This is a genomic window from Pseudoalteromonas luteoviolacea DSM 6061, from assembly GCF_001625655.1.
Taxonomy (GTDB): Bacteria; Pseudomonadota; Gammaproteobacteria; order Enterobacterales; family Alteromonadaceae; genus Pseudoalteromonas; species Pseudoalteromonas luteoviolacea.
Genome location: NZ_AUYB01000151.1, coordinates 47,611 through 61,137, shown reverse-complemented (window position 1 = coordinate 61,137; position 13,527 = coordinate 47,611). Strand labels below are relative to the sequence as shown.

16 protein-coding genes are annotated in these 13,527 nt (G+C 41.3%); 4 read left to right on the top strand and 12 right to left on the bottom strand.

Translation table 11 applies throughout. From position 1 onward, the window contains the following. Positions 1 to 369: 369 nt before the first annotated feature. A complete protein-coding gene (locus tag N475_RS23905) occupies positions 370 to 843 on the top strand; it encodes an RNA recognition motif domain-containing protein (RefSeq protein ID WP_063366074.1) in 474 nt (157 codons plus the stop codon). On the opposite strand, the gene murI is transcribed toward N475_RS23905, so the two are convergent. Further along, on the bottom strand, positions 827 to 1,600 hold the full coding sequence (gene murI / locus N475_RS23900; RefSeq protein WP_063359125.1) for a glutamate racemase: 774 nt from the start codon (positions 1,598 to 1,600) through the stop codon (positions 827 to 829). The genes N475_RS23905 and murI overlap by 17 nt on opposite strands. A gap of 73 nt (positions 1,601 to 1,673) precedes the next feature. Then, positions 1,674 to 2,786, bottom strand: coding sequence for a DUF5610 domain-containing protein (locus N475_RS23895; RefSeq protein ID WP_063359126.1), 1,113 nt, complete (start codon positions 2,784 to 2,786; stop codon positions 1,674 to 1,676). A 161-nt stretch (positions 2,787 to 2,947) separates the two neighbouring features. On the opposite strand from N475_RS23895, the gene trmA reads away from it, so the two are divergent. Then, entirely contained in the window at positions 2,948 to 4,045 is a 1,098-nt protein-coding gene (trmA, locus tag N475_RS23890; RefSeq protein ID WP_063366073.1) for a tRNA (uridine(54)-C5)-methyltransferase TrmA, read from the top strand. A 58-nt stretch (positions 4,046 to 4,103) separates the two neighbouring features. Here trmA and N475_RS23885 read toward each other — a convergent pair whose 3' ends face one another. The 4 genes from N475_RS23885 to ccoG form a co-directional block, all read right to left on the bottom strand. Continuing rightward, complete coding sequence (locus N475_RS23885) at positions 4,104 to 4,736, bottom strand: thiol:disulfide interchange protein DsbA/DsbL (protein WP_063366072.1); 633 nt, start codon at positions 4,734 to 4,736, stop codon at positions 4,104 to 4,106. Positions 4,737 to 4,749: 13 nt separating this feature from the next. Next, positions 4,750 to 5,376 carry a thiol:disulfide interchange protein DsbA/DsbL gene (locus tag N475_RS23880; RefSeq protein WP_063359129.1) on the bottom strand — a complete coding sequence of 209 codons (627 nt, stop codon included), beginning with the start codon at positions 5,374 to 5,376 and terminating at the stop codon, positions 4,750 to 4,752. 18 nt (positions 5,377 to 5,394) lie between these two features. After that, entirely contained in the window at positions 5,395 to 6,369 is a 975-nt protein-coding gene (locus N475_RS23875) for a serine/threonine protein kinase (protein WP_063366071.1), read from the bottom strand. Positions 6,370 to 6,515: 146 nt separating this feature from the next. Then, positions 6,516 to 7,943 carry a cytochrome c oxidase accessory protein CcoG gene (ccoG, locus tag N475_RS23870; protein ID WP_063359131.1) on the bottom strand — a complete coding sequence of 476 codons (1,428 nt, stop codon included), beginning with the start codon at positions 7,941 to 7,943 and terminating at the stop codon, positions 6,516 to 6,518. A gap of 215 nt (positions 7,944 to 8,158) precedes the next feature. Between ccoG and N475_RS23865 the strand changes: the two genes are divergently transcribed. Together N475_RS23865 and N475_RS23860 are read left to right on the top strand one after the other, a co-directional pair. Continuing rightward, positions 8,159 to 8,515, top strand: coding sequence for a hypothetical protein (locus tag N475_RS23865; protein WP_063359132.1), 357 nt, complete (start codon positions 8,159 to 8,161; stop codon positions 8,513 to 8,515). Then, positions 8,515 to 8,718 (top strand): hypothetical protein, encoded by a 204-nt coding sequence (locus N475_RS23860; protein WP_063359133.1) that lies wholly within the window; start codon positions 8,515 to 8,517, stop codon positions 8,716 to 8,718. The genes N475_RS23865 and N475_RS23860 overlap by 1 nt, the downstream gene beginning before the upstream one ends. A gap of 37 nt (positions 8,719 to 8,755) precedes the next feature. On the opposite strand, the gene N475_RS23855 is transcribed toward N475_RS23860, so the two are convergent. From N475_RS23855 to gspJ, 6 genes are read right to left on the bottom strand one after another with little or no spacing between them, the layout of a single operon-like run. Further along, positions 8,756 to 9,337 carry a YecA/YgfB family protein gene (locus N475_RS23855; protein WP_063359134.1) on the bottom strand — a complete coding sequence of 194 codons (582 nt, stop codon included), beginning with the start codon at positions 9,335 to 9,337 and terminating at the stop codon, positions 8,756 to 8,758. A 3-nt stretch (positions 9,338 to 9,340) separates the two neighbouring features. Continuing rightward, on the bottom strand, positions 9,341 to 10,102 hold the full coding sequence (locus N475_RS23850; RefSeq protein WP_063359135.1) for a type II secretion system protein N: 762 nt from the start codon (positions 10,100 to 10,102) through the stop codon (positions 9,341 to 9,343). A gap of 2 nt (positions 10,103 to 10,104) precedes the next feature. After that, the gene (gspM, locus tag N475_RS23845; RefSeq protein ID WP_063359136.1) at positions 10,105 to 10,581 is read right to left on the bottom strand and encodes a type II secretion system protein M; all 477 of its coding nucleotides are present in this window, start codon (positions 10,579 to 10,581) and stop codon (positions 10,105 to 10,107) included. Continuing rightward, positions 10,578 to 11,786: a type II secretion system protein GspL gene (gene gspL, locus N475_RS23840; RefSeq protein WP_063359137.1), complete on the bottom strand. Its 1,209-nt coding sequence runs from the start codon at positions 11,784 to 11,786 to the stop codon at positions 10,578 to 10,580. The genes gspM and gspL overlap by 4 nt, the downstream gene beginning before the upstream one ends. Further along, positions 11,783 to 12,769, bottom strand: coding sequence for a type II secretion system minor pseudopilin GspK (gene gspK, locus N475_RS23835; RefSeq protein WP_063359138.1), 987 nt, complete (start codon positions 12,767 to 12,769; stop codon positions 11,783 to 11,785). Before gspK ends, gspL begins: the two co-directional genes overlap by 4 nt. After that, positions 12,766 to 13,527, bottom strand: coding sequence for a type II secretion system minor pseudopilin GspJ (gene gspJ / locus N475_RS23830; RefSeq protein WP_063359181.1), 762 nt, complete (start codon positions 13,525 to 13,527; stop codon positions 12,766 to 12,768). The genes gspK and gspJ overlap by 4 nt, the downstream gene beginning before the upstream one ends.

Below are 13,527 nucleotides of genomic sequence, written 5' to 3'. Positions count from 1 at the left end.
ATATTAACCGCTTCACTTTTAAAGTCAACTAGAAAATTTAATTTTCTTTCTTTCGAAAAAAGTTAAGCTTTCAATTTAACTTTAACCTTCACTTTGGTTTGCGCTTTTCAGCGTGTTGCTCCGTGTCAGTGGGAGCGCATTATAGGGAGTTCTAAATTTGGATCAAGTGTTTTTTTATTAAAATTTTAAAAAGATGCTCAAACGCTCAAAAACCCAGCAAACAAAGGCAAAACACCGCATTAAGCTCAATAAAACGGCATAATTTTCTACAACATCTATATTTTATTATTGCGATGTTTAATTAAGTCGTTAAGATAGCACCTTTCTTTGTTAAATTAATGTGTATTCACTGTTTATTGGTAGATCGTTATGAATTCTTCAGATCGTAAAACAATACTTACTGTTCTTGTACTCGCAATTTTGGGGTATATAGCAGTAAGCTTTTTATTGGCAGATAGTCGACTCGATACGTCGATAGTATTTGCCCTTGGGATTGTGATAGGTGGTCTGGCTACAATGACAATTAATAGAACAACTATTTCTCAGTCAGACAATGGTCAAGCAGTTCCAACTAAAACGCTCTATGTCGGTAACTTACCTTACCGTGCTAATGAGCAAGCTGTTAGAGAGTTGTTCGAAGAAAAAGGTCAAGTTTTCTCCGTTCGCTTACTTAAGGATAAAAATACAGGTAAAAGAAGAGGGTTTGGCTTTGTTGAGATGTCTGAAATAGATGCGAATAAAGCTATTAAAGACTTAAACGAAATGGAATTCCAACAACGTACATTAAAAGTGCGTGAAGCTAAGCAAAAGCAAGAAGAGTCAGAATCTAGTTCACCAGCTTAAGTAAACTTATATCCGCTGATTTTTCTAAGTTATCAGGGGCTGTTGCATACCAATGTACCGGCCCCACCTCATTACACTTATCTTTTTTTACATTGTAAGACAATATATGTTGGACACGTCTAGCAATGGCTTCACCAGAGTCCACCAAACCAATCTCCTGAGAAAGATATTTTTGAAGCTGTTCCCTAATAATCGGGAAATGTGTACAGCCCAGTACTAATCTATCCAGTTTATTCGATACGTTAAGGCGTTCAAGTTCAGCTTTTAGTTGGTTTGATTGTATCTCTTTATGCCAATAAAAGTGTTCAGCGATACTAACAAGCTGTGTCGAGTGATAAATCTCGACTTGGCAATCTTTTGCAAATGCGCTAATTAAATTTGCCGTATATGTATTCTTTGAAGTAGCAGGTGTCGCCAAAAGGCCAATGTGCTTTTTAACACTTGCCCTAGCAGCAGGTTTGATCGCAGGCACAACACCAACGATAGGGATTGTTGTGTGCATCCTAGCGGTTTCTAATGCGTAAGTAGAGGCGGTGTTACATGCTATCACAATCACATCCACTTGCTTTTTACTTTGTTTTATCCAATCAAGTAGGGCAACCAATCTGCCTTTGATTGTTTCTTGTGACTGTAGACCATAAGGCAATAATTTATTGTCCATGACATAAGTATATTGCGCCATTGGCATAGCCAATTGAAGGTGAGAGAGCACACTTGTCCCACCTATTCCAGAATCAAATACTAATACATGTGGCAAACTACCATCCCCCTTTCGTAAGTGCAGCAGTTTGCCATGCTAAATAGCTAAAATAAATAGATGCCTTTATTAACTAACTTATTTGATCGTTTTGTGACCCTGACTTATCGTTAAGCGCGCTAAAGTAGCTCTGCGCATAATCGAGGAATTGATTAAGACGCTGTTGGCCTTCACTCATCCAAGCCATTATATCTGGTAACTGTGACTCAACCCCCAGAGTACTCGCCTCTTCGTTGATTCCCTCTAATCTTTTATCCAACGGCGCAAAAGCTTGCTCTAACTCTTTCATTGGATTGCTCTGCTGGTATTGAGCGATTGCAGCTGACGTTTTACTTTGCCTCAGGTCCATTGTGAAATTAGTTATCTGCTCACTGTTTAAGCTTAAACCCTGTGCCAATTCAAATGCGTCATCGTATTCTCCAGCAAAGAATGAATCACTGACATCCCTGATATCTTCCATCATTGCATTGATGGCCTCTTGCTCATCTTCATTCAGCTCGCCATTCACGCTGATAGAAAAGTTTACTTCTCTCGATTGACTCTCTGCATAAGCAAAGCCTTGGCTATTCCCTTCTTGATAATAGCTGGCGCCTCTACTTTGGCTGTAAGCATCATTGAAAGAGATCACTACTTCATCTCCTTCAGCCGTAGTAAAAGCGTATTCGGCTTTATTAGATAAACTGGCAAATTGCGCTGCGCTTAATTCCACATGCTGCGGACTTGGGTTAAAAAGTTCTTTTTCGAATTCATCCAAGCCGTTAAAAATACCCTCTTTAGACTTTTCAATTCCATCTTTAATATCATCATTGAAAAGTCCTGACTCTGTTAATTCGTCAGTCGCTTCATCAATGCCTGTTTGCACACCTTTGCGCGCCTGCTCAAGCATACTCTTCAGAGTGTCATCGTCTTTACCATCTGCTTTTGCTTTGTTAATTGCTCCTTGTACAAACCCCAGTACATTTTTAACGATTTCCTCAAAGTCAAAAAGCGGCTTTTTAGGTTCTTCTTTTTTCTCTATTCCCAAAGCTTCCGCCAGCTTATCATCAAGGATTTTAGCGGCAACTTGAGATTTATTGCCTTGATATTGGTCCGAGTTTATCGAGATATTCGGGATCGGCGATTTGGCTTGTGCAGTTTTGTGCTGCATCGCTGGATTTAACAGCTGATTCAACTGTCCGATTTTCATGATTGCTCTCCGCTATACTCTATCAGTTTATTATCGGCCATATATGTGAAAGCTGAAGTCAATTTGTACAATAAAAGTGCAATTTTGGTAGCGAACACTGGACAAATGTTCTACGCCCCCTAAAATAGCGCCTCCTCGCAATATTTAAAGGTAGTTTTAGCATGGCTGTGATCACTATTGATACCGCTCAGTACGAACAACAACTCGAAGAGAAGCAAAAGCGTATAAGCGCACAGTTTGCACGCTTCAATGCACCCACTCTTGAAGTGTATGACTCCGAAAAGCGCCACTATAGGCAGCGCTGTGAATTTCGCGTTTGGCACGATGGTGAAGATCTTTATCACATTATGTTTGATCAGCAAAGCAAAGCTAAAATTCGTGTTGATGAATTTGGCCCTGGTGCCCCTCTAGTTAACGAAATTATGCAAGTCATGATGAATAAGTTACGCCACAATGAATTGCTGCGTCGCAAGCTATTTCAAATCGACTACCTATCAACTTTAAGCGGGGAGATTCTTGTTAGCTTGCTTTATCACAAGCCACTCGATGAAAGTTGGCAAGCCGAAATGAGTGCGTTGAGAGACGAGCTACAAAAAACCTATAAAATAGATTTTATCGGCCGTGCACGCAAACAAAAGGTCGTATTCGGTAATGACTATGTTACTGAAAAACTATCAGTTGATGGCAAAGAGTTTATTTATCAACAAGTTGAAAACAGTTTTACCCAACCCAATGCAAAGGTCAATGAGAAAATGCTTGCTTGGGCAAAATCAATATCTCGTGAATTATCAAATGACTTGCTAGAACTGTATTGTGGTAATGGTAATTTTTCTATTGCACTGGCAGAGCATTTTGATCGCGTCCTCGCAACTGAGATTTCAAAATCATCAGTACATTCCGCTCAGTTTAATATTGCCGCGAATAAAGTAGACAACCTAGATATCATTCGTATGTCGAGTGAGGAATTTACTGACGCTATGCAAGGTAAACGTCAGTTTTCTCGTCTTAATGGGATTGATTTGAAGTCCTACAACTGTCAAACAATCTTAGTTGATCCACCAAGGGCAGGAATGGATGAATTGACCTGCCAGCTAGTCAGTAATTATGACAATATAATTTATATTTCATGTAATCCAGATACGCTTGAAAGAGACCTTGAAACACTCAGCAAAACGCATAACATTGCACGTATCGCTATTTTTGATCAATTCCCTTACACTCATCATGTCGAATCGGGTGTGTTTTTAACACGCAAGTAATCAACGTCTAAAACGAAAAAGCCCCGCATCATAGCGGGGCTTTCTTTTATCTATTTGATTATTTGCTTGCTAGGTGATTTATTAGCTTTGCAATATCATCTGGGCTGGTTACACCAGACTCTCTGCTAAGTATCAGCTTATATTTACCATTTACAATAAATGTCGGTACGCTAGACAATGCACCCTTTTCTTGAAGTTGCTTTTGCTGTCTTGCCATCTTTGATGCTTTGGTACGTACAGAAAAGCTCTTGTACATTTTGTCAAATTTTGCCGCATCTACACCTGCTGCAACGAATACGTCTTTGATATCCGCTAGCTCGTTAAATTTGGCTCGCTTTGCATGAATATGAGCAAAAATAGCTGAAACAATATCATCTTTTTGCGGTAATACACTCGCTGTGGCCAATGCCGTAGCAATCATCTTTTGGTGCTTTGGATCTCTCACACCAACAAAATCCACGTGGCTCTTTTTAAATTTAACGCCATCGTCTAACTTTGGCTTAAACTGGTCGATTAAACCTTCAAAGTTATTACACGCAGGGCAGTAAAATGAAAAGTACTCGGTTACCTCTGGTTTCTTTGTGCCACGCTCAGCGATCACTTCATAGTGCTTGCCTTCTTCAAATGTCATAGCACTCGCTGCTACTGGCAGCATTAAGGCTAAAAGTGCCGCTTTAATCATTTTTAACATGCTTATCTCCGAACTATTCTTTTTCTAATAGATATTTTACTAGGTTATTAAAGTCAGCCTGACTGGAAAGTGAACTGATCTTAACGATGTACTTATCGTTGATGATAAAACTAGGTACGCCTTTCAATGCACCTGCTTCACTAAACCTTTTTTGCTCATCCTGCATAGCTTTCTCAGCACTAATCACAGGCATACTAGCTAATGCCGCATCAAACTTTTCCGCAGGCACACCGTGCGCGGCAAGCAATTTTTTCACATCATCCATCGTTCTGAATTGGCTTTGCTGAACATGGATAGTTTTAAAGATTTCATCCACAACCTGTGAATCCACACCATTCTGCTTAGCAATGATATAGGCATAACTTAAGTAAGATTGAGCCTCCGGTGGTAGGCCTCGCATGAAATTTACATGGCTTTTAACAAAAGGGACTTCAGCGGGAAGACTGGCTTCAAGCGCTCTTGCAGGTCCTTCAAATTTGTAACAGTGTGGGCAGTAAAAAGAAAAGAATTCTAAAACGCGTGGCGCTTTACTTTTTTCCACCGACAATGTCTCGTAGTGAACATTTTCCTTGTAGTCTGCTGCCATAGCAGCAAGTGGCATACAAAGTGCCAATATTGCTACTTTTATGGATTTTAACATGTGCTTCTCTCTTAATTTTTATGGATAAATACTTAGTGCCGGCTCATCTAATGCCGCCAATTGTTCTTTTAATGCCAAGATCTGCTGTTCCCAATATTTGTCTGTTGCGAACCAAGAAAAGTTCCGCGGAAACGCAGGATCTTCCCAGCGCTTGGCCAACCAACCCATGTAATGAACCATTCGCATTGCTCTTAGCGGTTCTATTAGTTGTAGCTGGCTCATATCTAATTCACTGAACTCCTCATAGCCGCCCAGTAATGTGTCTAATTGCAAAGATTGATTTTGACGGTCACCACTGAGCATCATCCAGAGATCCTGAATTGCTGGACCTTGTCGACAATCATCTAAGTCGACAATCATTAGTTGCTCTTGAGACCACAGAATATTGCCAGCATGACAATCGCCATGCAATCTGATCGTATCATTTACAATAAACTTTTCAGTCGTTTTCTTCACAACTTGCTCTAATACTGTGGAGAACGCTAATTGCAAAGAAGATGGCAAACATTCGCTTGCTAAAATATCTTCACTCGCTTGCACCAGATAACTTTGCGTATCTACGCTTGGACGGTGAGCAAAATTATATTGTTTTGCCACACTGTGAAGACGACCGATGTATCGACCTAAAACTTCCAATTGATCGAGGTTATCCATTTCAAATTGGCGACCACCCACACTAGGAAACAATGCAAAGCGGTAGCCTTGATGCTCAAATAAGCTCTCGCCATCTCGCTCCAATGGGCAAACGACAGGCACTTCCGATTTTGCCACCTCAAATGAGAAGGCATGCTCCTCTTTGATTTGCTCATTACGCCACCGGTTTGGACGATAAAATTTAGCAACATAGCGTTTGGCGACGTCACTGCGAAACTGATAAACACGGTTTTCATAACTATTTAGTGGCAGCAGCCCTGATTCAGGATAGATACCAATACTTTCAATGGCATCCAAAATCAAATCCGGGGTGAGATTTTGATAGCTAAAATCACTCATTACAGGTATCCACTTATATAAAAAGGTCGATTGATGACCTTATCTGCCTTTAAATTTAACAGCCTAGGATAAAGGGAAGAGTGCGATGAAGCAAACATCTTTAGCTACGCAGCCACACAATTGTGGCTGCTGTTTAATTGGAAGTGCTAGCGACCTTTGAAGAAGTTAGTTGGTTGCGAGATTTGTGCATGGTTACCTTGCTCGCTAGTAAGCACAAAATTAAATTCAGTTACTAGCTTTTTCAAATCATATGGGTCCATAGAAATCGATACCGGAACATCAATCGTCGAACCAGCAGATACTGTCACTTGCTGTTTACCAATCAATTCAAACTGTTCGAGGCCGTTGACTGAAATGGTAAACGTTTGAGCAACTTGAGCTTTGTTGATAAGTTTGAGTGTATAGGTATTTTCGACTAAGCCATCGTAATTCACTCGATATAACTGGTTTCGGTCTCTAATGATGTCCAACTCAAATGTTTTGCGCATTGCAATGTTGGCAACCAATGCGCCACTCAACACTAGCAAAATCATCACATAACCAATTAGCTTAGCTCTAATGGGTTTTGTGGTTTTTTGCGCCGTTTCCAAGTTTCTTTCTGTCGTATATGAGATTAACCCACGCGCATAGTTCATTTTATCCATAACACCATCACATGCATCAATACACGCACCGCAGTTGATACATTCATACTGAAGGCCATTACGAATATCAATACCAGTGGGGCACACCTGAACACATAGCTTACAATCGATACAATCACCCAACCCTATCTCTTTTGGATCTTGCTTTCTCCCTCTCGGCCCTCTATTTTCACCGCGCTTGTTGTCGTAGCTTACTGTAAATGTGTCTTTGTCAAACATTGCAGACTGAAAACGAGAATAAGGGCATATATGCAGGCACATAATCTCCCTCATCCAGCCAGCATTACCATAGGTACATACGGCAAATACGATAACACTCAGCGCAGCATAGCCGCTGGCTGAAAAGCTTAGCAAATCGGGAACCAGTGCCTGGATCGGTGTAAAGTAACCCACGAAGGTAATGGCGGTATATAATGAAAATACCATCCAACATAGATGTTTGGCGCTTTTGCGCAATAGTTTATCCATATCCATGGATCTTTGATCCAGTTTTTTACGCTGATTTGCTGAACCTTCGCACTTTTCTTCAAACCATATAAAGATAAATGTCCAAACCGTTTGTGGACAGGTATAGCCACACCATACCCGACCATAAAAGGTCGTCACTAAAAACAACGCGAATGCGGCAATCATGAGTATAAAGGCCAAGATAGTGAGATCTTGTGGCCATAGCGTTAGGCCAAAAATATTGAATTTTTGTTCGAATAGGTCAAACAAGACTGCTTGTTGGCCATTGTAATTTAGCCAAGGTAACGCCATGAATGCGAGCATTCCCAAAAAGCCAATTCGCTGACGAAGAATTTGATGCATTCCTTTCACTGCACGCACGTAAATTCGATTACGCGGGTTAAACCTATCTGGCTGTAGGTTTTCCGGCTTTTGAATTTTTACATCGACGGGAATGTTTTTTACTTTGATTTTATTGTCCATAAAAGCTCCTTAAGCGCTTCGGACAGGTTACTTGCTACAGTGACCTTATATTTACTAAGGTTATTATATGCAACAGCACGCTGTTCGCGAGCCGAAAATCGCACGACTAAGACAAAAACTACGAATATTTCCTGAGCATTTCGCTTGCTTTTGATTCTTGCATTTTATTACACTGTCACTTTGATTGAGTCGAATAGATCAAATTAGCGAGCTTTATGAAAAAATATCTTTTGTTAGTGTTAATTGTACTAGCACTATTCACCATAGATCACCCTCTGATCAAAGAGCCCAGAGACAAGCTTCTGCAACAAGGGGTGGACACTTTAGGCGAAACGAGTGAAACACAATATAGTTTGGCAGCAAAACAAGCGAGACAGCTCATCAATCAGTCGATTCAACTTTCTGAATCAGAACAGTCGTATTTAAAAACCGTACTGGCAACTGATGAGAAGGTTAAAATTTTCCATTTACGCTATTGCCAAGAGAATGAGCTAAACATGTATTTTTATGGCCCAAAACTTAAAACGATTTGTGATGCAGCCGCCAAAGCCATTAAAAAGGCGGAAATGTAATGGATCTAGCTCAATTTAATAAACTTCGAGCTCGCTCTTTCAATGAGCAAAAATCACTGCTAAAAAAAATTGCAAAAGGGCAAACTGTTTTGTGTTCTAAATGCGACCAAGTAATTCAGTTAAACGTTGCGGTTAAGGAAGGAGAAAAGGCTTACGCAAAGTGCCAAAAAGGCTGCACGTATATTGAATTAGATATGGCTTAACTGTCAGTTAAGCCATATCCCAGACAGATTTAAGAAGCTACTCTTCGTACAAGCCACTTTCTACGGCAATCTGCTCTATCAAATCAGCAAAGGCAGGGGCAACCTGTGCAGCCAATTCATATTGCGCTTTGCGAAATGCTTCCAACTCAATACCTGTTGATTGGCAGTACGCTTCCACTTGCTCAAGCTCTAAGCTAAAAAACCCTAACAGTTCAGTAGTGCTGATTAAAGCTTCTTTGAGCTCTTCAGAGATATTCGCTTGAGAAAGTACACTTAAGTAACTCTGGCAACCTAATAGAAAACCTAAGCTCCATTGATGCATCACTGACCAATCAGCGTTTTCTTCGAAAGGTAACTTAAAACCACTGGTAAAAACCTGCTCACTGACATGGTAATGTAGTGCCAAAAAAGCAAAAACAACTTCTTCTGTCACGTTTTCATCAGCGCCAGTTACTTCACTCAGCCATTGCTCTGGCTCTATCCCATCTGGGCTGCACACTATCGCAAATAAAAAGCCTTGCACGGTATCAAGTGTCATTGCCTCAGCACCGTTACTACGTGAGTTGAGGTAATCGTTCAACAATTCTTGATGTGCAGGTTGAAAATTAAATTCCATCATGAATTACATGCTCACTGGGTAGCGACCTTGTGAGTCAGGACGACCAAACATCAACTTCACAGCATCGTGAACCTCTTTGGGTAAAGAGGCATCCGGTTTTATATTGCCTGCAACACGAAACTGCATATTGTCAGCAAGCGTTGCATCTGCGCGCAACCCAAGTAAGTTTTCTGGTTCGACTACAATGGCAACATCACCAGATTTACAGCTAAGCGCACCGCTTAAGTCGCCGATACTGAACCAACCAGACATACCCTTTACTTTAATTTCAGGGCTACTGATGTCCCCCTCAAGCGCTTCACAATACGGTTCACCGCTATTATATTGCGCCACTTCAAGGATCACTCGACCACTTGCGTCGACAGGTAAAGGTAAATTCACTTGTTTCATTGCCTGTTCAACACTAAAGCGTAATGTAGCTTGATTCAGTTCAATGCTGTTACCTAGCATAGACACGGCAAAATTACTGCGACCAGAAATCTCTGAGGCATCACGAGCATTACCAAAGTTCACTTTACCACTTAGCTGTCCAGTCAATAGTGCAAGGGCATTAAGCTCCCACTTCACGTTATGCAGCTGCAAATTTTGATAATTTACGCCACTTACTTGGCCTTGCCATAAGGTGCCAGATACAGCTCCTAAACGAACGTTGCTAGGGATCTGCGATTGCACTAATTGCAGTGCGACCGACGCTGGAATAGTTATCACTGTAAATACAATGAATGAAAACAAAAAGACCAGAGTAATACTAACTGCATTTTTCATATTTAAATCTCTAACACCAAACGACTTACACGCACATATCCTTGTTGCTCTTCTTCACCGAGGTCTAAATTAGCTACTTTGACACCGTGTTGGTTAGTTAATTCATCGATCCAAGTGACCAACTTATTAAACTCCACATTATCGATATTAACACGTAGCGTATTGTCTCTTGGCTGCATTTTGCTGATCTGGATACCATGTCTACCACGGGTTCTATTTACCAACTGAGTTAGGTTACGATTGCCCGCAACCGCTTTGCTACCACCACTGGCTTTAAGCTGAGCAACACTTTTGGTAACCCAAGCATGTAATTCTTTTTGTTTTTGTACATCCGTTTGCGCAGCTTTTACCCCCTCGTTTAGAGGCCTAATAACTCCCATTACCAGTGCAAAAATTACAAATACCACACCAGCAACAATCAACAATTTTTGTTCTTGTTCTTTCAACGACTGCCAATAGTTTATTACTTGCTGCTTCATGCTGCACCTCGAATTCTAATTTCGCCAATAACATAGTCGCCGTCATTGTTTAGTGCACCTTGCTGTACAGACATTCCACGCTGCTCTAAGATCGACTTCACTTGGCTGAACACTTGGAAACCTTTGGCTTTTGCGCGAATTCTTAACTCATTGCGCTTGCGATCATAACGGAATGTTTCGGGTGCAAAATCGCTTACTTGACCATAAATTGATACAAAATGGTTTGTAAGTTCCAAAAAGCCACTTTGTTCAGCCCCTGATAGCGCCGCTAATTCATTCTGAATTTGCTTACGCAGTAAATGAGGACGAACGACTTTATTTGGAAATGCCTGCTTGTAAACAGTCATAGCCTGCGCTTTATATTCATCAGCCTCATTTTGCAGCATCATAAGCTGAGCTGATTTAACTGAAACAAATGCCAGCAATGCAACACTCGCTGCAATTACACCCGCTTTCCAATCTCGCCACCACTGGGGTTGTTTTTTCTTGGCTGCAAACGGTCCCTGACGCAAGTTTATGGGCAGCTCATTTAACCCGCCTGCAAATATTGCCAATGGCAGGTCATATTCTGCTTCTTTACTTTGCAAGCTCTTGGTCGTAGCAAGATCTTGTGCAGGGCTATAGTGAGTCAACTCGGTTTCTGGCGCTAACATTAAATAATCACAAACCCAGTCTAATTCAACAGCACTAATATGCCAGTTAGCCCCTTTAAACAACCACTGTTGCTGTAATTGAATTGCACTTAGAGCATTCTCTTCAGGCTTAGGTAAAAGCAGTGCATCTGGGACTATCACAGCAGGTTCAATATCAAAGTCAGACAGCACAGCCATCCAATCAGTGAGCCATTGTAAGTCACATATAGCAATATTAAGGAAATGCTTGTCATCAAATGAAACTGGGTTACCAATTGCAATGAAGAGATCATCAATGTCAGAGGCAACTTGCTCCTCTAACATGAAAGGAAGCGCTCGCTCTAATTTACGGCTCCACTTCGTTGGCAACTCAACCTGCTTTAACTGCACGCTTGAGGCTGGCAATAGTAACGCAACACTACGTGATGCCGCTTTTTCAGTTAGTTCGCCGATTAAACCGCTATGTTCTAACTCTCCACTGGCAATGATCTGAGTATCAGACTCGGACCAAATTAGCCAATTGACCGGTTCTTGTTGTGACTGACCTACCCGGATCAACAATTTTTCTGTCACTGAACGCCTCCAAATTTACGTGCTAACACAGTTGCCTGACCCTCTTTTATTTCGAGTATTGAGGTCATTTTAAACAACCGCTCATCAAACGATGCTTTAGCACGCAACTTAAAATAATTGCTTGTTATTGTGAATATTTTCTCAGCATCTTTGGTATCCTGAGCGCCTTGATTCTTCGCTTCGGTAATGAAATCTTGCAGGTTATCAAACCCCTCTTCCGGTCTTGCTGAAATCACCGCTTCTGCACCGGACAGACTCAACCCTTCTATCAGCGCACTGATAAGTAGTGCCTGTTCAGGTAACACTGTATTGACGTTAATCGACAATTCTGTATTGCCAGGGATCACACACACATAAGGTAAGAGCTTTTCCATTACCAAAGGATTAAATCCTTTTATGACTCGAAGTTCGCTTTCCGAGGCCATGAGATTATTTGCCGTCATATAAGGCATTTGTCGAGACATATATTCGTCTTCTTCCGCGCCAGAGCGAAAAGTAATACTGTCTTCGTCTAACCAGTCATAAACACTATCAGCCATCGCCTCTTCACTTTCTTGGGATGGCAGATCCTCAATATTTTTCAATAGTTCCAGTAATGCTTTATGCGCAGGGTTGGTCGCTGTACTGCTTCCTTTTGCTTTATTGTCTTTTGGTGCCCTTAACGCATTTAAATTTAAACAAGCTTGTAGGTCTGTTACTTTACCACTTAAAGTACCATGGTCTACGGGGTATGGTACTTCATCAATAGCCCAAGGCTGGCCAAGGTGGACTTTATCTGGATCATCCTTACGACTCTCAAGCAAAACTTTTTTTACGAGCTCTTCGGCTCCATAACTATACCATTTAGCCTGCTGATGAGTTTGAATGTTTGCAGCCTTTTGCACCTGTACCATCAAAGATGAAGACATCTCGGCAGCTAAACTCGCTGCGAGTGCGACAATAAACAATACAATAATCAGCGCTGCACCTTGTTGATTTCTCACGGTCTGCCACCTCGCTGACTGTTATTGCCATTCCTATTATTGTTACTGCCGTTGTTATTGCGATCTAAACCATCACCTGCATTATCGAGCCCATTATCTCCAGGGCTATTTCTACCACTGCTTTGACCTGTTTTAGCCTGTGCTACTTTACCATCACCCGGAGTTAAAAAAATACGACGCAGAGGTTCTGAGTCTTGTTGTTGAATGGTTACAGCTACAGCCAGCGGCAATGCTTTAATCTGCCAATTATCCTGCCATTTATGCTTATCATCTAGAAACTCGACTTTCAGCTCTTCGACATTTTCTAAAAGTACCTGCGCACGGGGTTCAGAACCATCAAGCTCGTCGACATAAATACGGTATATACGCTCTAAGTTGTCATCTTTGACCCTGTAACCAACTGCTTGTAGCTCTGAACGAGGCAACAAGCTCACCGGGTTTGTCCAACCATCACGAATAAATGCAATACCATCGTACTGGCTTTCAAGAGAATAACGACCATGAATAATGTAAGTCGGACTAAAATCGCCCGCTTCATTACGTACCTCACGCTTGGTCATTTGGTTAAAATCTTGGTCCATTAAGCGAAAGGTTGTTTGTAGCCCCTCAAGTTGAGCAATCGTCTCGTCTGACGCTTCTTTTGCCTTGATTGAAGTATCTAATATTTGATGAGATGCAGTGACGATAAACGCCAGAATCACCAAAGCAACCATTACTTCTATCAATGTGAAACCAGTTTGAGAACGCTTAGCTTTCAT